Origin of the sequence: Roseovarius confluentis (genome assembly GCF_002917925.1) — a bacterium.
GTDB lineage: Bacteria > Pseudomonadota > Alphaproteobacteria > Rhodobacterales > Rhodobacteraceae > Roseovarius > Roseovarius confluentis.
Window position 1 is genome coordinate 225,627 of record NZ_PPFE01000004.1, and the last position, 25,201, is coordinate 250,827.

At 65.1% G+C, this 25,201-nt stretch carries 27 protein-coding genes; 15 read left to right on the plus strand and 12 right to left on the minus strand.

Going from position 1 to position 25,201, the window contains the following annotated elements; all coding sequences use genetic code 11:
- The first annotated feature begins 95 nt into the window (after positions 1–95).
- Positions 96–857 carry a class II aldolase and adducin N-terminal domain-containing protein gene (locus C2I35_RS11505; RefSeq protein ID WP_103763191.1) on the plus strand — a complete coding sequence of 254 codons (762 nt, stop codon included), beginning with the start codon at positions 96–98 and terminating at the stop codon, positions 855–857.
- 61 nt (positions 858–918) lie between these two features.
- Here C2I35_RS11505 and C2I35_RS11510 read toward each other — a convergent pair whose 3' ends face one another.
- Positions 919–1,473, minus strand: a complete 555-nt coding sequence (locus C2I35_RS11510) for a YqgE/AlgH family protein (protein ID WP_103763439.1) — start codon at positions 1,471–1,473, stop codon at positions 919–921.
- A gap of 161 nt (positions 1,474–1,634) precedes the next feature.
- Here C2I35_RS11510 and C2I35_RS11515 point away from each other — a divergent pair, with 161 nt between their 5' ends.
- A complete protein-coding gene (locus tag C2I35_RS11515) occupies positions 1,635–2,432 on the plus strand; it encodes a protein-disulfide reductase DsbD domain-containing protein (RefSeq protein ID WP_103763440.1) in 798 nt (265 codons plus the stop codon).
- Here the strand turns inward: C2I35_RS11515 and C2I35_RS11520 are convergent.
- The 6 genes from C2I35_RS11520 to C2I35_RS11545 form a co-directional block, all read right to left on the minus strand.
- Positions 2,411–5,803: an efflux RND transporter permease subunit gene (locus C2I35_RS11520; protein WP_103763192.1), complete on the minus strand. Its 3,393-nt coding sequence runs from the start codon at positions 5,801–5,803 to the stop codon at positions 2,411–2,413. The genes C2I35_RS11515 and C2I35_RS11520 overlap by 22 nt on opposite strands.
- A gap of 3 nt (positions 5,804–5,806) precedes the next feature.
- A complete protein-coding gene (locus C2I35_RS11525) occupies positions 5,807–7,261 on the minus strand; it encodes an efflux RND transporter periplasmic adaptor subunit (RefSeq protein ID WP_103763193.1) in 1,455 nt (484 codons plus the stop codon).
- 96 nt (positions 7,262–7,357) lie between these two features.
- Positions 7,358–7,900, minus strand: a complete 543-nt coding sequence (gene moaB / locus C2I35_RS11530) for a molybdenum cofactor biosynthesis protein B (protein WP_103763194.1) — start codon at positions 7,898–7,900, stop codon at positions 7,358–7,360.
- 7 nt (positions 7,901–7,907) lie between these two features.
- A complete protein-coding gene (locus C2I35_RS11535; protein WP_211286137.1) occupies positions 7,908–8,528 on the minus strand; it encodes a LysE family translocator in 621 nt (206 codons plus the stop codon).
- Positions 8,528–9,121, minus strand: a complete 594-nt coding sequence (locus C2I35_RS11540) for a metallophosphoesterase family protein (protein ID WP_103763195.1) — start codon at positions 9,119–9,121, stop codon at positions 8,528–8,530. The genes C2I35_RS11535 and C2I35_RS11540 overlap by 1 nt, the downstream gene beginning before the upstream one ends.
- A complete protein-coding gene (locus C2I35_RS11545; protein ID WP_103763196.1) occupies positions 9,118–9,900 on the minus strand; it encodes a uracil-DNA glycosylase in 783 nt (260 codons plus the stop codon). Before C2I35_RS11545 ends, C2I35_RS11540 begins: the two co-directional genes overlap by 4 nt.
- A 178-nt stretch (positions 9,901–10,078) precedes the next feature.
- On the opposite strand from C2I35_RS11545, the gene C2I35_RS11550 reads away from it, so the two are divergent.
- The 9 genes from C2I35_RS11550 (at position 10,079) to C2I35_RS11590 (ending at position 15,896) form a co-directional block, all read left to right on the plus strand.
- A complete protein-coding gene (locus C2I35_RS11550) occupies positions 10,079–11,029 on the plus strand; it encodes an aspartate carbamoyltransferase catalytic subunit (RefSeq protein WP_103763197.1) in 951 nt (316 codons plus the stop codon).
- Positions 11,026–11,583 (plus strand): hypothetical protein, encoded by a 558-nt coding sequence (locus C2I35_RS11555; protein ID WP_103763198.1) that lies wholly within the window; start codon positions 11,026–11,028, stop codon positions 11,581–11,583. The genes C2I35_RS11550 and C2I35_RS11555 overlap by 4 nt, the downstream gene beginning before the upstream one ends.
- Positions 11,584–11,600: 17 nt before the next feature.
- Positions 11,601–12,029: a hypothetical protein gene (locus tag C2I35_RS11560; protein WP_103763199.1), complete on the plus strand. Its 429-nt coding sequence runs from the start codon at positions 11,601–11,603 to the stop codon at positions 12,027–12,029.
- On the plus strand, positions 12,026–12,556 hold the full coding sequence (locus C2I35_RS11565; RefSeq protein WP_103763200.1) for an aspartate carbamoyltransferase catalytic subunit: 531 nt from the start codon (positions 12,026–12,028) through the stop codon (positions 12,554–12,556). Before C2I35_RS11560 ends, C2I35_RS11565 begins: the two co-directional genes overlap by 4 nt.
- The gene (gene pyrC / locus C2I35_RS11570; RefSeq protein ID WP_103763201.1) at positions 12,553–13,839 is read left to right on the plus strand and encodes a dihydroorotase; all 1,287 of its coding nucleotides are present in this window, start codon (positions 12,553–12,555) and stop codon (positions 13,837–13,839) included. Before C2I35_RS11565 ends, pyrC begins: the two co-directional genes overlap by 4 nt.
- Entirely contained in the window at positions 13,832–14,437 is a 606-nt protein-coding gene (plsY, locus tag C2I35_RS11575; protein ID WP_103763202.1) for a glycerol-3-phosphate 1-O-acyltransferase PlsY, read from the plus strand. Before pyrC ends, plsY begins: the two co-directional genes overlap by 8 nt.
- 125 nt (positions 14,438–14,562) lie before the next feature.
- Positions 14,563–15,096, plus strand: a complete 534-nt coding sequence (locus C2I35_RS11580) for a GbsR/MarR family transcriptional regulator (RefSeq protein WP_103763203.1) — start codon at positions 14,563–14,565, stop codon at positions 15,094–15,096.
- Between the two features lie 23 nt (positions 15,097–15,119).
- The gene (locus tag C2I35_RS11585; protein ID WP_103763204.1) at positions 15,120–15,545 is read left to right on the plus strand and encodes a hypothetical protein; all 426 of its coding nucleotides are present in this window, start codon (positions 15,120–15,122) and stop codon (positions 15,543–15,545) included.
- A 12-nt stretch (positions 15,546–15,557) separates the two neighbouring features.
- Positions 15,558–15,896 (plus strand): hypothetical protein, encoded by a 339-nt coding sequence (locus tag C2I35_RS11590; protein WP_103763205.1) that lies wholly within the window; start codon positions 15,558–15,560, stop codon positions 15,894–15,896.
- A 95-nt stretch (positions 15,897–15,991) separates the two neighbouring features.
- Here the strand turns inward: C2I35_RS11590 and C2I35_RS11595 are convergent, their stop codons facing one another.
- From C2I35_RS11595 to C2I35_RS11605, 3 genes are all read right to left on the minus strand, one after another.
- Positions 15,992–17,362, minus strand: coding sequence for a glutamate--cysteine ligase (locus tag C2I35_RS11595; RefSeq protein WP_103763206.1), 1,371 nt, complete (start codon positions 17,360–17,362; stop codon positions 15,992–15,994).
- Positions 17,363–17,425: 63 nt separating this feature from the next.
- The gene (locus C2I35_RS11600) at positions 17,426–17,938 is read right to left on the minus strand and encodes a hypothetical protein (protein ID WP_103763207.1); all 513 of its coding nucleotides are present in this window, start codon (positions 17,936–17,938) and stop codon (positions 17,426–17,428) included.
- A complete protein-coding gene (locus tag C2I35_RS11605) occupies positions 17,935–18,663 on the minus strand; it encodes a 16S rRNA (uracil(1498)-N(3))-methyltransferase (protein ID WP_103763208.1) in 729 nt (242 codons plus the stop codon). The genes C2I35_RS11600 and C2I35_RS11605 overlap by 4 nt, the downstream gene beginning before the upstream one ends.
- 11 nt (positions 18,664–18,674) lie before the next feature.
- Here C2I35_RS11605 and ubiA point away from each other — a divergent pair, with 11 nt between their 5' ends.
- From ubiA to C2I35_RS11625, 4 genes are all read left to right on the plus strand, one after another.
- Positions 18,675–19,640 carry a 4-hydroxybenzoate octaprenyltransferase gene (gene ubiA / locus C2I35_RS11610; RefSeq protein ID WP_103763209.1) on the plus strand — a complete coding sequence of 322 codons (966 nt, stop codon included), beginning with the start codon at positions 18,675–18,677 and terminating at the stop codon, positions 19,638–19,640.
- 63 nt (positions 19,641–19,703) lie between these two features.
- On the plus strand, positions 19,704–21,626 hold the full coding sequence (locus C2I35_RS11615; protein WP_103763210.1) for an OmpA family protein: 1,923 nt from the start codon (positions 19,704–19,706) through the stop codon (positions 21,624–21,626).
- Positions 21,613–21,936, plus strand: coding sequence for a hypothetical protein (locus C2I35_RS11620; protein ID WP_103763211.1), 324 nt, complete (start codon positions 21,613–21,615; stop codon positions 21,934–21,936). The genes C2I35_RS11615 and C2I35_RS11620 overlap by 14 nt, the downstream gene beginning before the upstream one ends.
- Before the next feature lie 232 nt (positions 21,937–22,168).
- Positions 22,169–23,254 carry a TonB family protein gene (locus C2I35_RS11625; protein WP_103763212.1) on the plus strand — a complete coding sequence of 362 codons (1,086 nt, stop codon included), beginning with the start codon at positions 22,169–22,171 and terminating at the stop codon, positions 23,252–23,254.
- 254 nt (positions 23,255–23,508) lie between these two features.
- Here the strand turns inward: C2I35_RS11625 and cuyB are convergent, their stop codons facing one another.
- Positions 23,509–24,189 carry a cysteate racemase gene (gene cuyB, locus C2I35_RS11630; RefSeq protein WP_103763213.1) on the minus strand — a complete coding sequence of 227 codons (681 nt, stop codon included), beginning with the start codon at positions 24,187–24,189 and terminating at the stop codon, positions 23,509–23,511.
- 7 nt (positions 24,190–24,196) lie between these two features.
- Positions 24,197–25,201, minus strand: coding sequence for a D-cysteate sulfo-lyase (gene cuyA / locus C2I35_RS11635; protein WP_103763214.1), 1,005 nt, complete (start codon positions 25,199–25,201; stop codon positions 24,197–24,199).

The window sequence follows — 25,201 nt, forward strand, 5'->3', positions numbered from 1 at the left end:
TATGCTGCTGGCTGTCGTGACGTGGGTGTCACGCAGATTGCAACTTCGGTCGCACTGGCGCAGGGTGCTGAAAAAACCCGGAATGGAGATGTATCATGTTGCAGACCAACACCGCGACCACCCCCAACATTGCCCACTGGAAAGAGCGGGTCGAGCTGGCCGCGGCGTTTCGCTGGACCGCACGGTTGAACATGCATGAGGCTGTGGCGAACCATTTCAGCCTGTCGGTCAACGATGACGGAACGCAATTCCTGATGAACCCCAACCAGGTGCATTTCAGCCGGGTGAAGGCGTCGGACCTGCTGTTGATCGACGCCAAAGATCCCCAGACGCTGGAGCGGCCCGGCGCGCCGGATCCGACTGCATGGGGGCTGCATGGCGGGGTGCATCGGGCCTGTCCGCACCACCGCTGCCTGATGCATGTGCATTCGATCCACGCCACGGTGCTGGCCAGCCTGGCCGACAGCACTCTGCCGCCGATCGACCAGAACTGCGCCACCTTCTTCAACCGCTACGTCATCGACGACGGCTACGGCGGGCTTGCTTTCGAGGATGAGGGCGAGCGCTGTGCCCAGATGTTGGGGGATCCGTCCAAGAAAGTTATGATCATGGGCAACCACGGTATCCTGGTGATGGGTGACACGGTCGCGGATTGCTTTAACCGGATGTATTATTTCGAGCGGGCGGCGGAGACGTATATCCGCGCGTTGCAGACGGGCCAGACGTTGCGGGTGCTGTCGGACGAGGTGGCCGAAAAGACCGCGCGGGAGATGGAAGACTATCCAGAGCAGGGCGACCGACACCTGGCGGAACTGATGGCGATTCTCGACGCGGAAGGCTCTGATTACGCCGCGTGAGACGGGGCGGGCCAAAACTTTTCCGCAAAAGTTTTGCCAAAAGCTTTGATAAAGCTTTTGGCTAGGCGTGGCCGGCCTCGGAGGAGAGCGTGACGGAGCTGACGCCCAGCTTTTGCAGGGCGGATTCCCACTTGGTTGCGTCAGCGTGGGAGAACACGATTTCCTTGTCGGCCTCGACCGTGAGCCAGGCGTTCTGGGACAATTCGCTTTCCAGCTGGCCGGGGCCCCAGCCGGCATAGCCCAAGGCCACGATGTTGCGCAGCGGACCACGGCCAAGCGCCAGGTCCTCCAGGATGTCCATCGTCGCGGTCATGGCGAAATCGTCGTTCACGTCGAGTGTGGAGATTGCAGAGTGGTAGCCGTAATCATGCAACACGAAACCGCGGCCATGTTCCACCGGGCCGCCGAAATGTACGGGTAGGTTGGTCATGTCCTGGCCCTGCGCGATCTCGAGTTGCTCCAGAAGGTCGCTGAGGCGCAGGTCGTCGGCGCGCTTGTTGACGATGAGACCCATCGCGCCCTCTGGTGAATGGGCGCAGATGAAGACGACCGACTGCGCGAAGCGGTCGTCGCCCATGGCGGGCATGGCGATCAGCAGTTTTCCGGTCAGGTCGATGTCGCTCAAGGCGGTCCCCGGTGGTTAGATTACAGGTCACATGATGGAGGTGCGGGGCGTTCTGTGCAACCATCCTGCCTTGAGAGTGCCGGGATTTCTCGCTTCAATGTGAATTGGCAAAGCCGATGAAACCCGCCATGAGAGGCCCCATGCAGAAGATCATGACCCTTTTGAAAGCCGCCCTGATCGCGGTCTGTGCCGCGCCGGTGTCGGCCCAGGATACCGCCAATATGGTGCGCGTCGATGTGCTGCCCGGATGGCGGGCGTCGGATGGCAGTCACTACGCCGCTTTGCGGCTGGACCTTGCACCGGGGTGGAAGACCTATTGGCGCAGTCCGGGTGAGGCCGGTGTGCCGCCGCTGTTCAACTGGCGCGGATCGCGCAACCTTTCGGGGGTCGACGTGATCTGGCCCGCCCCCAAGCCGGTGCCGCAATTCGGGTTTATGACCATCGGGTACGATGATGACGTGGTTGTGCCGTTGCACATCCGCCCCAAGGCGGGTGGGCGTGACGTGCGGCTGGAAGGCCAGCTGCAAATCGGTGTGTGCAAGGATATCTGCGTGCCGGTCAGCGTGAACGTGGCGCAGGTCTTGCCGAGTGCCGCGAAAAAGCCGGACCCCGCCATCGTCGCGGCCCTGACCGCGCGGCCTTATGGTGCCGACGAGGCCGGGGTGCGGAGCGTTGCCTGCCGGTTGTCGCCCGTGGCGGGTGGCGTGCAACTGACCGCGACGATCCGAATGCCGAAGCTGGGCGTGTCGGAATACGCGGTGGTCGAATCAAGCGACCCCAAGGTCTGGGTCTCGCCGCCCGAGACCACGCGGCAGGGCGACAGGCTGATCGCGCGGACGGTGTTGAGCCATGTCGACGGGCGGTCCTTTGCGGTCGACCGCAGGGGCCTACGCTTTACCGTGCTGAGCCGGGGTGGTGCCGTGGATATTCAGGGCTGTTCGGCGGGCTGACGGCGAAAGGCGTGGCGCAGGGCCACGGCGGTATAGAGCAGAACCACGATCATAAGGGTTCCCGCGATGAAGAGCACCAGTGCTTTCGGCATCGGGGATCCAAAGGCCAGCGCGGCGATCGGTCCGGGCAGGCTGCCGGTCAGTGCCGCAAAACCCAGCGTGGCGGCGAAGAGCGCCGCGATGGCCACCCCGCCCACCAGCATGATACCGCGCAATTCCCCGGGTTTTGAGCGCAGGGCGCGGCGCAGGGAGGCGGTCTGTCGCGCGACGTCGGACTGGATGGCAATGATCGCGGGTACCAGCAGCAGGACGAGGACCATGCCGAAGGCCAGGCCGTAGACCAGCGTTATGACCGTGGGTTTGATGAACTGCGCCTGTGTGGATTGCTCGAACAGAAGCGGGGTGAGGCCAAGCACCGTGGTAAGCGTCGTCAGCATGACGGGGCGCAACCGGTCGACGGCGCCTTCGATGATTGCGGGGACGATGCCGCGCTCCTTGGCGTAATCGTCGATGGTTGTCACTAGCACGATCGAGTCATTGATGATGATGCCGGTCATGCCCAAGAGCCCCACGACCGTGAACATCGACAGCGGCACCTCCCAAAAGGCGTGCCCGTATATCGTGCCGACAAGACCGAAGGGGATGATCGACATCACCACGATGGGCCGCGTCCAGCTGGCGAAAACCCAGGCGAGGACGAGGTAGATCCCGGTCAGCGTCAGGATCAGGCCGAGGCGGGCGTCGTTAAGAAACTCGCTTTCCTGTTCGGCGAGGCCGCCAAGCTGCCATTCGACCTGGTGGACGCTGGCAATGCGGGGCAGGATCTCGGTCTCGAGAGCGGTGCTGATCTCGGCGGCGCGGGCGGGGTCATCTTCGGAAATGTCGCCGGTGACATTGATGTGGCGGATGCCGTTCTCGCGCCGGATTGTGGAGAAGCCCACGCGCTCGGTCACGCTGACGATATCCGCCAGTGGCACGTAGGCGCCGGTGGGCGCGCGGATCTGCATGCGTTCGAGGAAGTCGGCGGTGAGCTCGGATTCCGGCACCTCGACGCGGATTTCGGCGCTGCGGGCGCTGTCGGGATAGGTCGCGGCCTCGATCCCGTTGAGGCGGTTGCGCAGGACGCTGCCCATGCCGTCGATGGTGAAGCCCAGCGCCTGGCCCTGCGGCGTGAGTTCGAGGATCAATTCCTGCTTGTCATAGGCCAAGTTGTCTTCGACCGCCGATACCTCGGGGTAGTCGAGCAGCGCGGATTTGAGCGCTTCGGAGGCGTCTTTCAGCGTCTCGGCACTGGCGCCGTAGAATTCGACGTCGAGCGCGTCGCCGCCGGGGCCCGAGCGCCAGCCGCGAAAGCTGAGTTCCTCGGTCAGGGGGTGGCGGGTGACGGCGTCCTGCAACTCGGCCACGAAGGCGAAGGAGGAATAGGGGCGCAGGTCGGGGTCGATCAGTTCGATGGATATGCCGCCCAGCTGGTCGGGTTCCTTGGTGTCGGCACCGGCAAGGCCGCCGCCGGAATTGCCGCCGATCTGGGCGATGGCGAACTTGATGGGGTTGGCGCCGTAGCGGTCCTCGTAGTCGGCGCCGAGGTCTTCGACGGCGGTCTGGATCTGGCGCATCATGGCCAGTGTGTCCTCGCGCGTGGCGCCGGGGGCCATCGAGAAGTTGCCGGTCACGCTGCCGCGTTCGGGGGCGTTGAAGAAGCGCCATTGCACGTCGCCCTTGATGAAGAGCGCGGCCTGCGAAGCCAGGAGCACGATGATCCCCGCAAGCACCGGGTAGCGGGCGCGGATGACCAGCGCCATGAACGGGCGGAAGGCACGTTCGCGCAGCCAGACGAAGCCGCGGTTCACAGTGCGCGAGGGCCAGTCGTACCAGCGCTCCTTGCCCGCATGGGTGAGCGCATGGGACATGTGATGCGGCAGGATCAGGAAGCATTCCACCAGCGAGGCCGTCAGGACGACGATCACGGTAAAGGGGATGTCGATGATGAGGTCGCCGAAGCGCCCGCCGATGGCGACCAGACCGAAGAAGGCAATGAGCGTGGTCAGGGTGGCGGAGAAAACGGGCAGGGCCATGCGCTGGGCGGCGCGTTCGGCGGCTTGTACGGGGTTTTCGCGATATTTGCGTACACGGGCGTCGGCATGTTCGCCCACCACGATGGCATCGTCCACCACGATGCCGAGCGTGATGATGAGCGCGAAGAGCGAGATCATGTTGATGGTCAGCCCCGCCGCGTACATCAGCGCGATCGCTGCCAGCATTGCGACGGGAATGCCCGCGGCGACCCAGAAGGCGGTGCGAGCGTTGAGGAACAGGAACAGCAGCGACACCACTAACAGGAGGCCGGTCAGGCCATTGTCCATGAGCATGTCGAGTCGGCCGGAGATGGCGTCGGAGCGTGTGTTTATGAGCGTCAGTTCCGTGCCTTCGGGCAGGGTGGCTTCCATCCGGGCGGCGATCTCTTCGACCTGTGCCTGGATGGCGAGTGCGTCGCCATTGGCGGAGCGGTCGACGCGGATCTGAAGGGCTGGGTTTTCGCCGACGAAATACTGGCGTTCGCGGTCGATGCCTTCGACCCGCACATTGGCCACGTCGCCGATGGTAAGCTTGGAGCCGTCGGGGTTGGAGCGCAGGATCAGCGCCTCGATCTGGTCGGTGTCGCGTTTCTCGGTGCCGATGCGGACGCGTGTGGCGCCGCCGGTCACGTCGCCGGCCGGGTCGGTGTCGGCCTCGGCGGCGATCACGGCGGCAATCTCGGCCATGGTGATGTCATAGGCGATGAGGTTCGTCGTGGGCACCTCGACGATAGTGTGCGGCGCGGCGACGCCCTGAAGCGTGGTGCGGGTGACGCCGGCGTCGTAGAGGCGGGTGATCAACTCGTCGGCGAACTGCCCGAGCTGGGGCGTGGCGACGGGGCCGGTCAGGACGATATCGGTGACACGGTCGCGCCATGCGCCGCGGGTGACGCGCGGCTCCTCCGCCTCTTCGGGCAGGTCGGTGATGCTGTCGACGGCGGCCGAGACGTCATCGGCGGCGCGGCCCATGTCCCAGCCCGGCTCGAATTCAAGCTGGATGCTGGCGGTGTTTTCGCGGGAAGTGGCCTGAGAGGTTTCCACGCCCTCGACGGCCAGAAGCGCGGGTTCGAGCACCTGAACGATGCCCGCGTCGATATCCTCGGCGCTGGCGCCGTCCCAGAGAACCGAGACGCTGACCTCGTCCACGACGACATCGGGGAAGAACTGTGCCTGCATCCGGGGCGCGGCGGCGAGGCCGAGGACCACGAGAACGACAAGCAGCAGGTTCGCCGCGGTGGGGTGGCGGGTGAAATAGGACAGCATGCCGCCGGCGCTCTCGGGCAGATCGCGGACCATGGGTTAGCTGCCCATGCGGCGTTCGAGCCGCTCCACGGTCCGTGCCGGCACTTCCGGCTGCTCGAGTTGACCCAGAAGGCGGGTCTTCATGGCGGCGGGAATGTCGGGGCTGTCCTCGACAAACTGGCGCAGCCGGGCGCGGCGGTCCTCGCTGAGTTCCAGCATCTGGGCGGTATCGTCGGACTGGCGCGCGTTGCCCAGCGGGCGCACCTTGAGGCCGGGGCCGAGAAGCGGGCTGCGTTCGGTCACGATGTCCAATCCGTCGAGGTCATCGCCGGATACGAGGATGTCATTGCCCTGTCGGCGGACCAGCGTGACGGGGACGGCGCGCAGGCGCTCCTCGGCAGTCAGGGCCAGCACGGTGCCGTCCGAGCCGAGCGCCGTGGCGGGCAGGCGGACGACATTGTCGAGGGGCGGCTCCTCGATCAGGACCGAGACGAAGTCGCGGGGCTTGAGGCCCTGGGGGTCGTCGATGCGGGCATAGACAAGACGCCCGGTCTGGCCTTCCTCGACCCCGGCGCTGTCGCGGGTGATGCGGCCGGTGGTTTCCATTTCCAGACCGAAGACGTCGAGACGGATGCGGACGGGCGCGAGGATCAGGTCGCCGTTTTCATCCAGCAGGCGGCGGTGCTGGGCGGTAGAGACGCGGAAGGCCACGTCGAGTGCGGAGGTGTCGATGAGATCGGCCAGTTTCTCGTTGGCGGAAACGAGCCGACCTTCGACCACGCTGACGCCTTGTAACGTGCCGGTGAAAGGGGCGGTGATGGTGGTCTCGTCCAATGCCTTCTGCGCCTCGGCGAGCGCGATGCGGCTGCGCGATAGACGGGTCTGTGCCTGGTCGACACGGGCCTCGGCGGTGGCTTCTGCCTGGCGTCGGGTCAGGACGGCCTGTTCGGCGCTGGCCGCGTCGAGTTTGGCGAGTTCGACTGCGGCGGCGGTGCCAACGCCGCGCTCTTCGAGGTCAAGCTGGCGGTCGAGGGCCCTTTTGCGCAGTTCGGCCTGCGACTGCGCCGCGGCAAGCTCGTCGCGGGCAAGGTTGAGGCCGCGCTCGGCCTCGCGCACCTCGGCCTCGGCATCAGTCAAGTCGGCGCGGGCGAGGTCCAGCGCGAATTGTGCGTCCGAAGGGTCGATCCGGGCCAGAACCTGCCCGTCGCGGACGCGGCCGCCATCCTCGAACAGCGCGGTCAACTCGGTCACGCGGCCCGGCGCATCGGAGCGGATTTCGAGCGTCCGGCGGCTTTCGACCTCGCCATAGGCGGTCAGGACGGGCGTCTGGGTGCCCGGCTCGGCGGTCACGGTGTTGACGGCGAAGACACGCTCGCGCCGCTCGGGCGCTTGGGTTTCGGCGCTCATGCGTTCCTGCACAGCGGAAAAGACGATCTGACCGGCATAGGCGAACAGGCCCACTGTCAGGGACAGCAGGAACAGTCCGGTCAGGCTGTGGCGCAGGAACCGCATTCAGATCAACCTTTTAAGCCACTTGGCGCGGGGCAGTCATACCATATAGATAGACGCTCGCGGCAAGGTTTCATGGGGCTGATACGCGGCCAAAGGTCACTTCCGTCGCAAATGTTCGTCCAGACGCGGCATTATTTCGACGAAATTGCAGGGGCTGTGGCGGTAATCGAACTGGTAGGCCAGGATTTCGTCCCACGCATCCTTGCAGGCGCCGGGGCTGCCTGGCAGGGCGAAAAGATAGGTGCCGTTCGCCACGCCCCCCGTCGCGCGGGATTGCACGGCGGAGGTACCGATCTTTTTCATCGAAACTATGGTGAAGACCGTGCCGAACGCGTCGATTTCCTTTTCGTAGACATCCCTGTGCGCCTCGACCGTGACGTCGCGGCCCGTAAGGCCGGTGCCGCCGGTGGAAAGGACAACGTCGATTTCGGGGCTGGCGATCCATTCGCGCAGTTGCTCGGTAATCTGGTCGCGCTCGTCGCGGACGACCATGCGGTCGGAGAGGACGTGGCCGGCGGCCTCGATGCGTTCGACCAACACGGCACCGGAGCGGTCCTGGCTGAGGTCGCGGCTGTCGGAGACGGTCAGGACGGCGATGCGGACCGGGATGAAGTCCTTGGTTTCGTCGATGCGGCTCATGTTCGGGTCAGGTCCTTTCGATCAGGGCGAGGCGCAGGGCGAGGCCGGTGAAGATGGCGGCGCAGACATAGCCGATGCCGCGGGCAAAGCCGGGCGAGCGGGCCATGCGGCGGCCAAGGCCGCCTGCGAATATGCCGACGGCGGCATTGACGATGAAACCGCCCGCCGCGATTATCGCGCCGAAGACCAGGAACTGGGCCACGATGCTGCCTTGGGAGGGGTCGATAAACTGCGGCAGGAAAGCCAGCACGAAGAGGATCACCTTCGGGTTTGTCAGGTTCACGATCATTCCATCGCGGAAGGCGCGGGAGGGTTTGATTTCTGGCGTCTCGCCGGTCTGTAGTGGGTGGCGCAAGGCCTGCCACGCGAGCCACAGCAGGTAGGCAATGCCGGCCCAGCGGATCACGTCGAAGAGCCACGGCAAGGTGGCGATCGCTGCGCCGAGGCCAAGGCCGGCCAGCGTGACATGCACCATGCCGCCGAGAACGATCCCGGCGCTGGCGGCCACGGCAGGACGCGGGCCACCGCGCAGGCCCTGGCCCAGGCAGAACATCATGTCCGCCCCGGGCGTGAGGTTGAGCGCGACAGCGGCGGGGATGAAGGCCAGCAGGGTGAGCGGGTCGATCATCAGAGCTCGAACCAGTTGGGTCGGGGGCCGAGATTGACCACCTGCGTCGCCCCGATGCGGCCGGTCACACCCCAGCTGTCGTGGATATGGCCGCAGAGGGCCAGTTTGGGCTGAATGCGCTCGATCGCGTCGCGGATGGCGGTGGAGCCCACGGACATGTCCAGCGAGGTAAGATCGGCGACGCCCTTGGGCGGGGAATGCAAGACAAGGATATCGGCGGTCTCGCATGAGGCGAGCAGCGTCGCGGCCTCTTCGTTGGACAGGTCGCAGGACCAGTCGCCGAAGGGCGTGACCGGCACGCCGTAGCCGAGACCGAAGAGGGAGAGGTCGCCTTGGCTGGTGCCGGTACCATGCAGTACGGTCATATTCGGCAGGGCCGCCGAGGTGAGTTCCTGATAGCTTTCGGCGTTGCCGGGGACGGCGACAATGGGAGCCGTGATGCCCGATAGCATCTCCATCGCCTCGTCCAGCCCGGCGCGGTGGTTGCAGAAATCGCCCGCGCCGATGACGAGGTCGGCCTCGGCGCTGGCGGCGACAAGGTCGGCGGCGCGGGCGCGAGCGAGGTGCAGGTCGGAAAAGGCGAGGATCTTCATGTCTGTCCTTCGAGGCGGGCCTGGAGGTCGAGCAGGTCGGCCCAGGCAGCGCGTTTTTCGTGTGGTTTGCGCAGCAGGTAGGCGGGATGGAACATCGGGAGGGCGGGCTTGCCAAACGCTTGCGTCCACTGGCCGCGCAGGCGGGTGATGCCGCGTTTGCCGAGTGCGGCCTGGCAGCTGATATTGCCCATGAGCACGATCACCTCGGGGTCGGCCAGTTGTACGTGACGTTCCACGAAGGGCAGCATCATGGCGATTTCCTGCGGGTTCGGGTCGCGGTTCTGCGGCGGGCGCCAGGGCAGGATGTTGGTGATATAGGCGCCGGTGTCGGCGTCGTCGTTGCCGCGCGCGTGTCCGATGGCGGCGAGCATCCTGTCGAGCAGTTGCCCGGCGCGGCCGACGAAGGGTTTGCCCTGCTGGTCCTCGTCACGTCCCGGCGCCTCGCCGATGATCATCAGGCGAGCGGAGGGGTGGCCGTCGGAGAACACCAGATTGCGCGCGCCGCGTTTCAGGTCGCAATGCTCGAACGCGGCGAGGGCGGATCTGAGCGCGTCGAGAGAGCCTGCATCGGCGGCGGCGAACCCGGCCTCGGCGGCGGTGTCGACCTCGGGGGGCTTGGCCGGGATGGGGGGCGCGGACTCCGGTTTCCTGGCCGGTGTCAGCTTTTCGGGTACTTCGTAGCGGTTTACGGGCGTGTCGCCGATCGCCTCGGTCGCGCCGAGGTCGATCTGCCAGTCGAGCATGGCAAGGGCGGTGTGCGAATCCAAGGGGGCGGTCATGGGGCGGAAGATAGCGGCTGTGGCGGGGCGGGGGAAGACGGGTTGCTTATCGGGCGGGATGGCCTCTCGCGCTGTGGGGCGCGGACTGTGGAATGGTGGGGTGGAACCCCACCCTACGCTTGCCCCGAGCGCCCGGCTTTCCTATAAGCGCGCAGGCAGTTGACGTCGGAGCGGTGGCATGACTTTTCAACACGCGCATCTTCTGGGGATCGAGCCACTGGCGCAGTCGGACATCTCTACCCTGCTTGATTTGTCGGACCAGTACGTGGACCTCAATCGTCGCGACCAGAAGCATGCCGATGCGCTGGCGGGGCTGACGCAGATCAACATGTTTTTCGAAAACTCGACCCGGACGCAGGCCAGTTTCGAGCTGGCGGGCAAGCGGCTGGGGGCGGATGTGATGAACATGGCGATGCAGGCATCGTCGATCAAAAAAGGCGAGACGTTGATCGACACGGCGATGACGCTGAACGCCATGCATCCCGACCTACTGGTGGTGCGGCATCCGCAATCGGGGGCGGTGGATCTGCTGGCGCAGAAAGTGAATTGCGCCGTTTTGAACGCGGGTGACGGGCGGCACGAGCATCCCACCCAGGCGCTCTTGGACGCGCTGACAATCCGGCGGGCGAAAGGCCGGCTGCACCGGTTGAGCATCGCGATCTGCGGGGATATCGCGCACAGCCGTGTGGCGCGGTCGAATATCATCCTTCTGGGCAAGATGGAGAACCGGGTGCGACTGGTGGGGCCGCCCACGCTGATGCCGGCGGGAATTGCCGAATTCGGTGTAGAGGTGTTCGAGGACATGCGCGAAGGGCTGAAGGATGTGGACGTGGTGATGATGCTGCGCCTGCAACGGGAGCGGATGGATGGCGGCTTCATCCCCAGCGAGCGGGAATATTACCACCGCTATGGCCTGGACGCCGAAAAGCTGCGCCATGCCAAGGCGGATGCCATTGTCATGCATCCCGGCCCGATGAACCGGGGCGTGGAGATCGACGGAGAGATCGCCGATGACATCAACCGCAGCGTGATCCAGGAACAGGTCGAGATGGGCGTGGCCGTGCGCATGGCGGCCATGGACCTGCTGGCACGAAACCTGCGGGCAAGGCCCAAGGAGGTGATGGCATGAGCGACCGGATCGAAATACGCGAAAGCGAGAGCGGCGTGGTGCGCGTCTTTGACGTGGACCTGGACCGCGCGGAGGCCGAGACCTTCAACCGGCGCAACGGCAGTTGGCCGTTGCAGGATGCGCTTGGGGCCGAAACGCTGGACCCGCATCATGTCGACCTGATCCAGGTAGAGGACCTGACTGGCTTTGGCCTGCACCAGTACCTGGAAGAGGGGATGGGCGTTTCCTGGGACGATCTGGAAGACGAGCACGTGGTTGTCGAAGGTCTGAAGGGTACGGTGCTGATTGTTGGCTCGCGGGCCTTTGGCGGGCAGGCGCAGGTTTTGACCCCGCGGGCGCCGCTGACGCTGGTGGCGACGTTGAACGAAGAGAAGGCGCCGGTGCAGTTCGAACCGCTGCCGAGCGCCGGGGCGCAGGTGGCACCCGCACCGGAGGAGGCCGCCGAGGCCGAGCCGAAGAAGAAATCGGACGCGGCGATGTCGGGCCGGGTGGCGATGATCGCGCTGCTTGTACTGTTCGTGCTGACGGCTGTCGTGGTGTGGGTGGCTTCGTGAGCGACCCGCGTTCCGTCATGGTGCCGCAGGCGGAACTTGAACCCGGAGAGCGGGTTTTAAAAATTTTTCACCCCGATCACACGGCTTATTGGCGTGACCATGCCTGGATGGCCGCGGGCGCGATGGCGCTGGGCATGGGCGTGCTTTGGGCCGTCGGCAATCCGCATGTCTGGACGGGTGCCGTGGGCGGGCTGGCCGCGATCGCGGTACGCGCCGGGTATTTGGCGTCGGACGAGATGAAGGCGCGGTGGGATCTGACCGACCGGCGCGTGCTGGGCCCTTTGGGCAAGCAGGCGTGGCTGCGGGACATCGCGCAGGTTCGCGTGCTGGGCTCGGCTGTTCAGATCGTCACGGCGGGGGGAGACAAGCACCTGATGAAATACCAGGCCGACCGAGATGCCGTGAAGACCCGGATCGAGGCGGCGGTGGCGGAGGCGCGCCCATGACAGCCCCGCAGGACGAGTGGGAGGGTATTCTCGACCCCGGCGAACAGGTGCTGTGGCAGGGACGGCCCGATCCGGCGATCACGTTCCGGGCGGCGCATGCTGCGGCGCTTGTCTTTGGGCTGTTCTTCGCGGGGTTTGCGCTGTTCTGGATGGTGATGGCGGCGCAGGCGGGTGGTCTGTTCTGGATGTTCGGACTGATCCATTTCACGGTCGGGCTGGGGATCGCCTTTGGCGGGATCTTCTGGGAGCCTTGGAAACGGCGGCACACGTGGTACACGCTGACCGACAGGCGGGCCTTCATTGCGCGGGATCTGCCGTTCCGGGGCCGGACGCTGAAGAGCTATCCCATAACGGACCGGACGCGGCTTGAGTTCCGGGATGGTACGCCGGGGTCGATCATGTTCGACCACGAGATGCGACGGCGCAAGAACGGTCATTACCGCGTGGATATCGGTTTCGAGCGGATCGCGAAGGCCGAGGAGGTGCTGCGTCTGATGCGGCAGGTTCAGGAAAGGCAGAGTGGATGACGAAGGTGCTGTTCGAGAACGCGCGGCTGATCGACCCGGAGGCCGGAGAAGTGACCGAGGGATGGCTTCTGATCGAGGATGGCCGCATCAAGGCTCTGGGACACGAGGCCGCTGCGCAAGGGGCGGATGAGCGGGTCGATTGCGGTGGCAAATTCCTGGCGCCGGGGATGGTGGACTTGGGCGTCAAGGTTTGCGAACCGGGCGAGCGGCACAAGGAAAGTTACCGCAGCGCCGGGGCCGCGGCGGCGGCGGGAGGCGTGACAACGATGATCACCCGGCCCGACACGCTGACCGCGATCGACAGCCCGGAAACGCTGGAATTCGTTGCCCGCCGCGCCAATGAGGCTGCGCCGGTGAACGTGCTGCCCATGGCGGCACTGACCAAAGGGCGCGAGGGGCGCGAGATGACCGAGATCGGGTTTCTGATGGATGCCGGTGCGGTGGCCTTTACCGATTGCGATCACGTGGTGACTGACAACAAGGTGCTGAGCCGGGCGCTGACCTATGCGCGCAGCCTGGGCGCCTTGGTGATCGGGCATGTGCAGGATCCGGGGCTGAGCGCCGGGGCGGCGGCGACGAGCGGCAAGTTCGCCTCGCTGCGCGGCTTGCCGGGGGTGGGCACCGTGGCCGAGCGCCTGGGGCTGGAGCGTGACCTTGCGCTGGTCGAGGCGACGGGCGCGCGGTATCACATCGACCAGGTGACGACGGCGGCCAGCCTGCCGGCGCTGGACCGTGCCAAGAGGGCGGGTCTGGACGTGACGGCGGGCACGTCGATCCATCACCTGACTCTGAACGAGCTGGACGTGGCGGACTATCGCACCTTTTTCAAGGTCAAGCCGCCGCTGCGGTCCGAAGATGACCGGCGCGCCATGGTTGAGGCGGTGCGAGACGGCAGGATCGACATCATCGGCTCGATGCACACGCCGCAGGACGAGGAATCCAAACGTCTGCCCTTCGAGGAGGCGGCGAGCGGGGCAGTGGCGCTGGAAACCCTGCTGCCAGCGGCGTTGCGGCTCTACCATTCGGGCGAACTTGACCTGCCTTGCCTGTTCCGGGCGCTGGCGCTGAACCCGGCCAAGCGGCTGGGTTTGGAAGCGGGGCGCCTGGCCGAGGGGGCCCCGGCGGACCTTGTTCTGTTCGACGCCGATGTGCCTTTCGTACTGGACCGCTGGACGCTGCGCTCGAAATCGAAAAATACCCCGTTTGACGGGCAACGCTTGCAGGGTAGGGTTCTTGCGACCTATGTTTCCGGGAAAGTGGTTTTCGAGAACTTAAATGCCTGATTTCCAGTCAAGTTTGACCGTTCTCGCCTTGTGGGGCGTCCTTGGATACCTGATTGGGTCGATCCCGTTCGGGATGGTGGTGGCTCGTGTCCTGGGCCTTGGCAACCTTCGCAACATCGGCTCGGGCAATATCGGCGCCACCAACGTGTTGCGCACGGGGAATAAGCTGGGGGCGTTGGCAACGCTGATCCTGGACGGTGGCAAGGGCGCGGCAGCGGTGCTGCTGGCGCGGGCGGTGGCGGGTGAGGATGCCGCGCAACTTGCGGGGCTCGCCGCCTTCGCCGGGCATTGTTACCCGGTCTGGCTGTCGTTTCGCGGCGGCAAGGGGGTGGCGACGTTCCTTGGCATCATGCTGGGGCTGGCCTGGCCGGTGGGCATTGCATGTTGCCTGAGCTGGCTGGTGGCGGCGGCGGCGACCCGGATCTCGAGCATGGCGGCGATCTACATGGCGGCGCTATCGACGATCTGGATGGTGTTCCTGGGGTACCGGGATCTGTTCGTGCTGGGCATCATATTGACGCTGTTCATCTTTTTCCGTCATGGCAGCAATATACGGCGGCTGCGGGACGGAACGGAGCCGAAGATCGGCCAGAAATAATCGCGGCTGCGCTTGGTTAGGCAATCATCGCCAATTTTGCGAGAAGAGTAATAAAAAGGTGTAGTGCTTGACCTTTCCGTGGTTTCTGCTATTTCTGTTGTAACAGAAATTTATGGAATCACGTTATGGAGCTTTCGCCCGCCACACAGAACTTCATCCTTCACTGGGGAGAGATGGGCGCGAAATGGGGGGTCAACCGCTCGGTCGCGCAGATCCACGCGCTGCTTCATGTCATGCCGGACCCGATGACGGCCGAGGAAATCAGCGAGACACTCAACCTTGCGCGGTCGAACGTATCCAACGGGCTGAAGGAATTGCAGGCCTGGAAGCTGGTGAAGGTCAGCCGGCAACTTGGCGACCGGCGGGATCATTTCACCTCGGTGCGTGACATGTTCGACCTTGTGACGGTTGTCATCGAGGGACGCCGAGAGCGGGAATACGCGCCGACACTGGCCGCGCTGCGGGCGGTGGCCGACGAGGCGGAATCGGACGGCACGCCCAGACAGGTGCGCGGACGCATCCACGAGACGCTGGAGACGATGCAGCTTTTCGATGACTGGTATCGTGACGTGTCGCGCCTGCCGCGTGCGGTTCAACTGAGCGCGGTGAAACTGGGCGCGCGTGTTGCGAAGTTCCTGCCGAAAGGCAAATCCGAATAAAAATTTGGCTGGAGATTTCACTCATGACAGAAATAACTGAAAATATAAAACTGCACGAGACATACGTGGTCGATCCCGTGGCGTTCTTTTTCGCGCTGGTGGGCGCACCGCTGGCAGTGGCCGCGGGGGGCTTTTGGGCCTTGGGAATTCCAGTCGTGGCCGTAGTGTTCGGCGGACCTTTCTACTTGGCGATCGGGGTGCCGGTATTGCTGTGGTACCTGGGCCGCAGGCCGCCAGAACCGTTGCGCATCGCTGGGCTGGCGCTGGTCAGCTACGGCGTGCCGGCGGGCCTCTTCATGCTGTACCTTCTGGCGACCGGCGGCCAGAGCGCGGCGCAGGAATTCGTCATATTCGCTGGGTTCGGCCTGATCTTTGCCCCGCTCTGGGGCGGCGTTTTCGGCATCTTCTACCGCAATTTCCGGCGCGAGTTCTACGCGCGCCCCATCTGAAGGAGACATGACATGATGGTATTTCTACTGAGTTTCATCGGGCTGGCTTTGGCCGCCTTGGCGGTGTTGACCCGGATGATCCTGCTGGTCGGATCGATGCAGCGGGACTGTCCCGAGACCGGGCCAGCGGCGCGGCTGGTGGCGGTGACTGTCGCCACGGGGTTCTGTGCCATCGGTGCGGGCGGCGTGTTACTCATCGCGGCGGCGTTCCCGATCCTGGCGCAGGCGCCGGTGATGGCGTTCTTCGTCGGGTTGGGGCTGGCCGTGCTGTGCCTTGGCCTGGGCTTCTCGCACGCGGTCAATACGCTGCGGCTGACGCTTGCCAGGTCCAAGATGCTTGCCGATAGCTGAGGCGGGTGCTGACAGATGGAAAGGCCGCCCTGCTCGGGGCGGCCTTTTCTGTTTGCGTGTGAGGCCCCGGGTCAAGCCCGGGGCGGGAGCACTTATCAGTAGCTGAATTCTTCGTAAATCTTGGTCAGGTCGCCATTCCACGCGCCGTGATAGCGGTCGAGCAATTCGTCCGCGGGTACGCGGCCGGACTCGACGCTTTCCTGAAGGGCGTTGAGGAAATGGGTCTCGTCGGGGACCATGCCGCCGGCGCCGGGGCGGGCGCGGGCCTTTAGGCCGGCCTCGGCGATGGAAAGCACCTCGCGGGCGAGGTCGTGCATCGAGATGTTGCCGACCTTGGCATCCAGCGCCTGTTCACTGGCGGCCACGCGCAGGGCCTCGCGCGTCTCGGCATCCCAGCCCTTGGCCAAGTCCCACGCGGCGTCGAGCGCGGACTGGTCGTACATCAGCCCGACCCAGAAGGCGGGAAGGGCACAAAGCCGCCGCCACGGGCCGCCATCGGCGCCGCGCATTTCCATGAATTTCTTGATCCGCGCCTCGGGGAAGATCGTGGTCAGGTGATCGGCCCAGTCGGACAGCGTTGGCGTTTCGCCGGGCAGAGCGGGCAGTTCGCCCTTGAGGAAATCGCGGAAGGATTGACCGAGCGCGTCAATATACTGTCCGTCGCGGTAGACGAAATACATCGGCACATCGAGGGCGTATTGGGCATAACGCTCGAACCCGAAGCCATCCTCGAACACGAAGGGCAGCATGCCGGTACGGTCCGCATCCAAGTCGCGCCAGACGCGGGCGCGCCAGGACTTGTGGCCGTTGGGCTGTCCGTCGAGGAAGGGCGAATTGGCAAAAAGCGCAGTGGCCACGGGTTGCAGGGCCAGCGCGACGCGCAGTTTCTGGACCATGTCAGCCTCGGACGCGAAATCGAGGTTGACCTGCACGGTACAGGTGCGGCGCATCATGGTCTGGCCCATCGTGCCGACCTTTTGCATATAGGCGTCCATGAGCTTGTAGCGGCCCTTGGGCATCATCGGCATGTCTTCGTGCCGCCAGATCGGCGCCGCGCCGAGGCCGATGAAGCCGACGCCAACCTTGTCGGCGACGTCCTTGACCTCGGCCAGGTGGACGTTCACCTCGTCGCAGGTGTGGTGGATCGTCTCGACCGGGGCGCCGGAGAGTTCCAGCTGGCCACCGGGTTCAAGGCTGACATTGGCGCCGTCCTTTTCGAGGCCGATGAGGTTGTGCCCTTCCATGACCGGGGACCAGCCGTGCTTGTCGCGCAGGCCTTCAAGAACGGCGCGCACGCTGCGGTCGCCGTCATAGGGAATGGGCTTGAGCGTGTCCTTGCAGTAGCCGAACTTTTCGTGCTCGGTGCCGATGCGCCAGTCGTCGCGCGGTTTGCAGCCGCTTTCGAGATAGCCTGCCAGTTGGGCCTCTGACTCGATCGGGCCGCCGCCGGATTGGGGGATGGACATAGAGAATTTTCCTGCGTTGCGCGCGAACTTGGGGGAGAGGCTTGGCCCGAATGAGCGGGGGTGTCAATGCAGCCGATTGGAGTAGGTGGACCAGACGGTCACGGTGTCGCGATCTTGTGACGAGAGCGCCGCGAGCATTTTCTGCACGCGAAGGCCCGGCAGGGTGGCGAAGGCGTCGAAGAGCGTGTCGGCCCCTTGCGCGGTGGTCGGGATCATCAGGGCGGGCTGGCCAGGTTGATGCAGGCCCCAGTGGGCGGGCTTGGCGGCGTGGTCGAGCGTGAGGCGGGACATCTCGGCCAGATCGACGGTGCCACCGGTGAGCGGGCCGAAATAGGTGACTCGGCCCTCATCCACCTGCACGATACCGGGCCCGCCGGTGGCGCCGCGGAAGCGGGCGCGTTGCAGGCCGATGAAGCCAAGTGCGGCGCCGATGGGCAGAAGCGCGTATCCGACCCAGGACAGGATGCCGATAAAGCCGAGCGACCACCAGGCACCGAGGGCGATGACGGCGATGCCGATCAACACTTCGCGCCAGCGGGTGAGGCTTTGAGCGGCTTCGGGGCGGATGAAGCTCATTTCCAGTCTCCGAAGCGCTGTTGCCAGACGGTCATGGCGGCCACGGCGGCGGTGTCGGCGCGCAGGATGCGCGGGCCGAGGGCCGTGGGGTGCGCGAAAGGACAGGCTTTGAGCCGCGCGCGTTCAGCGTCTGAAAAGCCGCCTTCGGGGCCTATGAGAATCGCCCAGGGCGCCGTTTGTCCGTCTTTGCGGACGGCCTCGCCTGGTCCGGCGAGGGCTTCGTCGCAGAACATCAGTTGGCGGTTCTCCGGCCAGTCGGCAAGCAGGCGGTCGAGCTTCTGCAGGTCCGTCACTTCGGGGACATATGTGCCGCCGCATTGCTCGGCGGCCTCGACGGCATGGGCCTGAAGGCGGTCTTGCCGGATGCGTTCGGAATTGGTGAAATCGGTCTGAACGGGCAAGATGCGGGCGGCGCCCATCTCGGCGGCCTTCTCGACGATGAAGTCGGTGCGGGCCTTCTTGATCGGTGCAAAAAGCAGCCAGAGGTCGGGCGGGTCTTGCTGAGGGCGGGTCTGACGCTCGACGTTCAGCAGGCCTTTGCGCTTGCCCGCCTCGGCCACGGTGGCGTGCCATTCGCCATTATGGCCGTTGAAGAGCAGGACAGCGTCGCCCGCACCCTGCCGCATGACCCCGAAGAGATAATGCGCCTGGTCGCGGTCCAGAGGAACCGTTTGCCCTTCCCCGAGCGGGTGCTCTACATAAAGCCTGATCTTTGCAGTCGACATGGGGCCAACATATGACCGGACCGAACCAGACGCCAGATGCGACCGGCGAGGTGGCCGATGCCGTCAAGGGCAACTGGGTGGACAGCTCGGCCCCGGCCTGGAGCCGGCCCTATCTGCGGCTGAGTCGGGCGGACCGGCCGATCGGGACGTGGCTGCTGTTGCTGCCGTGTTGGTGGGGGCTGCTCTTGTCGATGCTGCATGACGGGCGCGCCACGTGGCACGACCTGTGGATATTCGCGGGCTGCGGGATCGGCGCGTTCCTGATGCGGGGCGCGGGGTGCACGTGGAACGACATCACCGACCGGCACATAGACGGATCGGTCTCCCGAACGGCCTCGCGCCCGATCCCGTCGGGGCAGGTGAGCGTGATGCAGGCGCTGGCGTGGCTGGTGGCGCAGGCTCTGGTGGCGTTCTGCATTTTGCTGACGTTCAACATGGCGGCAATTATCTTGGGGGTCATCTCGCTGGCGCCGGTCTGCATCTATCCATTTGCCAAGCGGTTCACGTGGTGGCCGCAGATTTTCCTGGGCCTCGCGTTCAACTGGGGGGCGCTGCTGGCATGGACGGCGCATAGCGGGCGTCTGGAATGGCCGGCGGTGGTGCTGTACCTGGCTGGAATTGCATGGACGCTGTTCTATGACACGGTCTATGCCCAGCAGGATGCCGAGGACGACGCGCTGATCGGCGTGAAATCCACGGCGCGGCTGTTCGCGGAACGCACGCCGGCCTGGCTTCAGAAGTTCCTGATCGGCGCGGTCAGCCTGATGGCCATCGCGGTGATCGGCGCGGCTGTGAGCAGCTCGGCCCTGGCGGTGCTGGTGGCGCTGATCGGTCCGTGGGCGTTCGGCTGGCACTTGTTCTGGCAGCTCAGGCAGTTCGACATGGAGGACGATCCGACTCTCTTGCGATTGTTCCGGTCGAACCGCGATGCGGGCCTGCTGCCCCTGCCGTTTTTCGCCGCAGCCCTTTTCGTTTGATTGCACTCACGCCCCGTGGCGAATAAATAGGCTGGGTGGTAAACAACGGCGAGCCTGCGGTTCATGCGCCTTTCCTCCATCTTCGCTATTTTCGGGACGTTTTTCCTTGCCTTCGTGCTGTGTCTTTTCGCGGCACGATTCTCGGTACAGGTGATCGAGGAGGGCTCGCGCAACTCGGTGCGGGACACGCTGGACGAGCGCGGCATGACCTGGACCGAAGTGGACGCAGACGGGTTGCAGGTGTTTCTTGCGGGCACGGCGCCATCCGAGGCCACGCGCTTTCGGGCGCTGTCCATCGCGGGTAGCGTCGTAGAATCCGCTCGGATCATCGACCAGATGCTGGTGGCCGACAGTGCCGATATCGCGCCACCGCGATTCTCGGTCGAGATCCTGAGCAATGACAGCGGACTGTCGCTGATCGGGCTGATTCCGGCGTCGACCGACCGCGAGCAACTGATCGAGGACGTCGCTGATAGCGCGCCGGGCAAGGAAGTGACGGACCTTCTGGAAACCGCCGATTATCCGCAACCCGATAGCTGGGACGAGGCGCTTGACTATGCCGTTGGTATCCTGGAGCGGATGCCGCGCACCAAGATCTCGGTTGAGGCGCGGCGGGTCAGCGTGGTGGCCATGGCCGACAGCGAAGAGGACAAGCGCAACCTGGAAACCCAACTGGCGCGACGGGTGCCGGAGGGTGTGCGCCTGCGGCTGGACATCTCGGCGCCACGCCCGGTGATCACGCCTTTCACGTTGCGCTATCTGCTGGAGGATGGCGAGGGCAGCTTTGACGCCTGCGCGGCCGATACCGAAGCCGCGAAGGACCGTATCCTTGCCGCCGCCGGGCAGGCCGGCTTGCAGCAGAAGGCACAATGCACGCTGGCGTTGGGGGTTCCGTCTCCGCAATGGGGCCGCGCGGCCGAGCTTGCGATCGGGGCGCTGGGCGAACTGGGGGGTGGCAGCGTCACGTTCTCGGACGCGGATATCGCGCTCGTGGCAGCGGAAGGGACCGACGAGAAACTTTATGACACGGTGATCGGGCAGCTGGAGACGAGCCTGCCCGATGTCTTTGCGCTAAAGGCTGTGCTGCCCGAGCCCAAGGACGACGCCGAGCAGGCGCCGCCGGAATTCGTCGCGACGCTCTCGCCTGAGGGGCTGGTACAGATCCGCGGCCGGGTCGAAAGTGCGCAGGCCCGCGAGATGGTCGACAGTTTCGCAAAGGCCAAGTTCAGCTCGGACGTCGTGAGCACGACGGCGCGGGTGGCCGAAAACCTGCCTGCGGACTGGACAGTGCGGGTGCTGACAGGGCTTGAGGCGCTGGCCTACCTGTCCAACGGCGCCGTGACGGTCGGCCCGGAGGAGATCGCCGTGTCGGGTCTGACCGGGCAGGAGGACTCCAGTGCGAAAATCTCGGCGATGTTCGCTGCCAAGCTTGGCGAAGCGGCGGAGTTCGATATCGACGTCGCCTACCGTGAGGAGCTGGACCCTGTGGCCAGCAAGCCCACGCCCGAGGAGTGCGAGGCTCAGATCGCCGAGGTGCAGGCCGAGAACAAGATCACGTTCGAACCGGGCGAGACCGATGTTGACGCCAACGGTGCAGAGATCATGGACCGGATCGCGGCGATCCTGAAAGCCTGCGGCGAGATCCGGATGGAGATCCAGGGCCATACCGACAGCCAGGGGCGCGAGGTGATGAACCAGCAGCTGAGCCAGGCGCGGGCGCAGTCGGTGCTGAACGAATTGCGGACGCGGCGGGTGCTGACCTCGGCGATACGGGCCAAGGGGTACGGCGAAAGCGACCCCATCGCCGACAATGACAGCGAGGAAGGCCGCGAGGCCAACCGCCGGATCGAGTTCCGGGTGATACGTCCGGAACCGATCGAAGAACAGCAAACAACGCTTGAAGCGCTGGAAGAAGAAGCGCTAAACGAGACCGATGCGGCGGGTGGGGACGCCGAGCAGGAATCTGGGACGGATGAACAGAACTGAATTTATCATAGCCACGGCGATTGTCCTGTTCGTGGCGTTCTGCATGGGATGGTTCGCCAATTGGCTGGTGCATCGGTTCATCCGGGTGTCTGGTTCCGACGTGGGTGAACTGGAACGCATGGCGCAGGAACTGCACGAGGCAGAGGAAACCCGCGACCAGGCGATCACCTACCTGCAGCAGCGCGAGGCGGAACTGACCAACCAGCTGAGCCAGGCCGAGGCGGAATTGTCGGCGACGATGGACGGGCTGCGCGAGGCGCGGCACGAAGCCGAGGAACTGCGTAACGCGCTGGAAGGAAGCCGCGCCTGAGGCACGGTGCGAAAGCCTTCGACATGGCGAAGTTCACGATAGCGTAGGGCGTAGTTTCGCGCTGGCACCGCATGGCGTAAGGTAACGCCAACGTGGGATGGTCCCCGGTGTCTTGAGGAGCCGCAACGCTTGTTCCAGTCGCTCAATTGCCTAGTTTCCCGAGTGACGCTGCCCGGTGCGACCGAGTGGCAGATCGCCGAACCGCACGCGCGATGACCGAGCGAGCCTTCGTATGATAAGACGTTCCCTTCCCGTGGCCGTTGTAGCGATCCTGGTATCGCTTTTCCTGCACGTCGCAGGCTTTGGCTGGCGGCAGGTTCTGGACGCGCCCGAGGAGCCGCCGGAGACGCAAGAGGCGCCGCCACCGCCCGAGACGGGACGCAACTTCGAGGATCTTGTCGAACCGCTACCGGAGCCGCCCGCACCGGAGCCGACAGAGGCGCCCCAGCCGCCCGATGCGCAGCAACCGGATCGGATGCAGACAAGCCAGGCTATGGTGGCCTCGGACAATCCCGAGAACGTCACCGCTCCCGATGGTCCGGCGGGCGAAACCGGGAGCCCTGATGAGGGGGCCGGTCGCCCGGCCGAGGAGACGGCAGAGGACAGCGGCGAGGACAGCAGCACGTCGGACATCGCCATGATTGCGCCCGACGCGCCCGAGGCCACCCCGCAACCGCCTGAAGGTACCGAGGATGCCGCGCCGGAGCCCGCCGAAGAGACCGCTGAGACCGAGGTGCCGCCCGAGCCCGAGACTGCCACAACAGAGACCGACGAAGCTGCGCTGGCCCCGACGCCAGAGGCGCCGGAGAACGTGATCGCTGCGGACGATCCGGACCTGGCGGCCTCGGCCGTCACCCGGTCGCTGCGTCCGCCAGCGACACGGCCCACGGCGGAACAGCTTGGGGTTCCGGACAATCCTCCGGCGCAGGCCAGCCGCACGCCTACCTACGAATCTCCCCTGACCGCCTACAAGCGCGACGGAACCGACCTCACGGCGCTCGGTCGTGTCGGCAATGCCAGCCCTGGTGATTTCGGTGGTTCCGGGGGGCAGGGCAACGCGGGCACGACGAATTATGCCGGTCGGGTCTTGATGAAGCTCAATCGCGGGCCGCGGGTGGACAACCAGGCCACGGGCATGGCGCGGGTCTATTTCCAGATCAACGCGGACGGGTCACTCGGCTGGATACGTATCCTCGACAGTTCCGGCTCGTCAGGAATTCGCAGCGCTGCTCAGGACCAAGTGCGCAGTGCGGCGCCCTTTCCGCGCCCTCCGGGGGGGCAGCCGGAAAAGCTGGTTTTCGTCTATCGCAATCGTTGAATGCAGGGGAGATCCGTTGCACCTGACGTCGAACACTTCGATCTGGCTCAGCAGCGTCCACATCGTGTCGGGCGTGTGGACTCGGAACACCCGGCGCTTGCGCAAGGGATCGCCGGCGACGCGGGTGAGGTCGGTCAATTGATGCTCCGTGAAATGTGGATTCCAGCGTATTTTTTAGGGATACATTGTATATATAAATACCGTAAGGGCTCCGAAGGTCAGCCGTCCCGAGGTATTCAAGGCATGCCGATCCGTCAGGCCTTGGCAAAATTGACAATTGCCTCCACGAGGCAGTCCAAACTGTCGGTGTGCGGTGTGCCGGGGGGCAGCGCGTGGGCCATCAGCGAGAGTTCGGTGCAGGCGATCAGCAGGTGATCCGCACCGTCCGCGGTCATTCGCGCCGCAATATGCCCCAGCCTCGGAGCAAGCGTATCGAGCGCCTCGCCTGCCTTGACCGCGCGGATGATGGACAAAAGCGCGTCCTCGTCTTTGGCCCACCGAGGCTGGAGGTCGTAGGCTGCGAAGACGGTCTCGAAGACGCCTGTCTTGCGTGTGGCCGGGGACGCGAGCATGCCGACCGTTCGCGCACCCGCAGTGGCGAGATGCTCGGCGGTCAGGTCGATCATGTTCAGAAACGGCAGGCTGGTGGCGTGGGTCACCGCGACGGCGTAGTGATGGGCGGTGTTGCACGGCATCGCAAGCGCCTGCGCTCCGGCGCGTTCAAGATCCTGCGCCATGGACATCAGCACAGGCATTGGGTCGGCGCCGCCGCCCTCGATCAGTGCTTTTATCCGAGACGGAACCTGCGAGTTCTGGTGCACGATCAGCGGAACATGGTCGGCGTCGTCCTGTGCCGGTACGGCGGCCAGAACCTTCTGCATGAGCAGGATGGTGGCCTCTGGCCCCATCCCGCCCAGTATTCCGACCGGCTTCATCGCAGGGTTACTTCGGCACGTCGAAGCAATGGCTGTACCCGGTCAGGCCGATGGCTCCGCCGGTGTGCAGGAAGACGATGCGCTCGCCTTTCTTGAAATGCCCCTTGCGGCAGAGGTCGATGAGGCCCGCGGCGCCCTTGGCCGAATAGACCGGGTCGAGCAGGATCGCCTCGGTCCGGGCGAAGAGGTCGATGGCCTCCAGCGTGTCCTCCGCGGGGATGCCGTAGCCGGGGCCGACGTAGTCGGTGTTGGCGACCACGTCCTCGCGCGCAACGACGCCGGGACAACCCAGTTTCTCGGCGGTCTTTACGGCGAGGTTGTAGACGTTTTCCTCTTGCTTGGGTTTGGGTGCGCGCACGCCGATACCCAAGAGCGGGATCTGCGCGTTCATCGCCTTGAGGCCGGTGATCAGGCCCGCCTGTGTGCCCGCCGAGCCGGTTGCGTGAACGATGTGGTCGACATCGAGGCCCATTGTGACGAACTGGTTCAGCATCTCGAAGGCGCAGTTGACGTAGCCCAGCGCGCCTGTCGCGTTGGAGCCGCCGCCGGGGATGGTGTAGACCTTTTTGCCCTCATCGCGAAATTTGTCGGCCACGGCTTCCATTTCGGCATTCATGTCGAGGTCGGGGCCGCGATGTTCCATCGTCGCGCCGTGCAGGTGATCGAGTAGGACGTTGCCGTTGTACTTGTAGTTATCGTAATTGTAGCCGGTCCGGTCCTCGAGCAGGATATGGCAGGCAAGGCCAAGCTTTGCCGCCGCCGCCGCGGTCTGGCGGGCGTGGTTCGACTGGGTCGCGCCCTGGGTCATGACCATTTCGGCGCCTTGTTCCTGCGCTTCGGCCATCAGGAATTCCAGCTTGCGGGTCTTGTTGCCGCCCGTGGAGAGCCCCGTGCAGTCGTCCCGCTTGATCCAGATTTCGGGACCGCCCAGAGCCTCGCTGAGACGGGGCATGGGTTCGAGCGGGGTGGCGAGATGCGCGAGGCGCACTCGGGGGAACTTGGCGAGATTCAT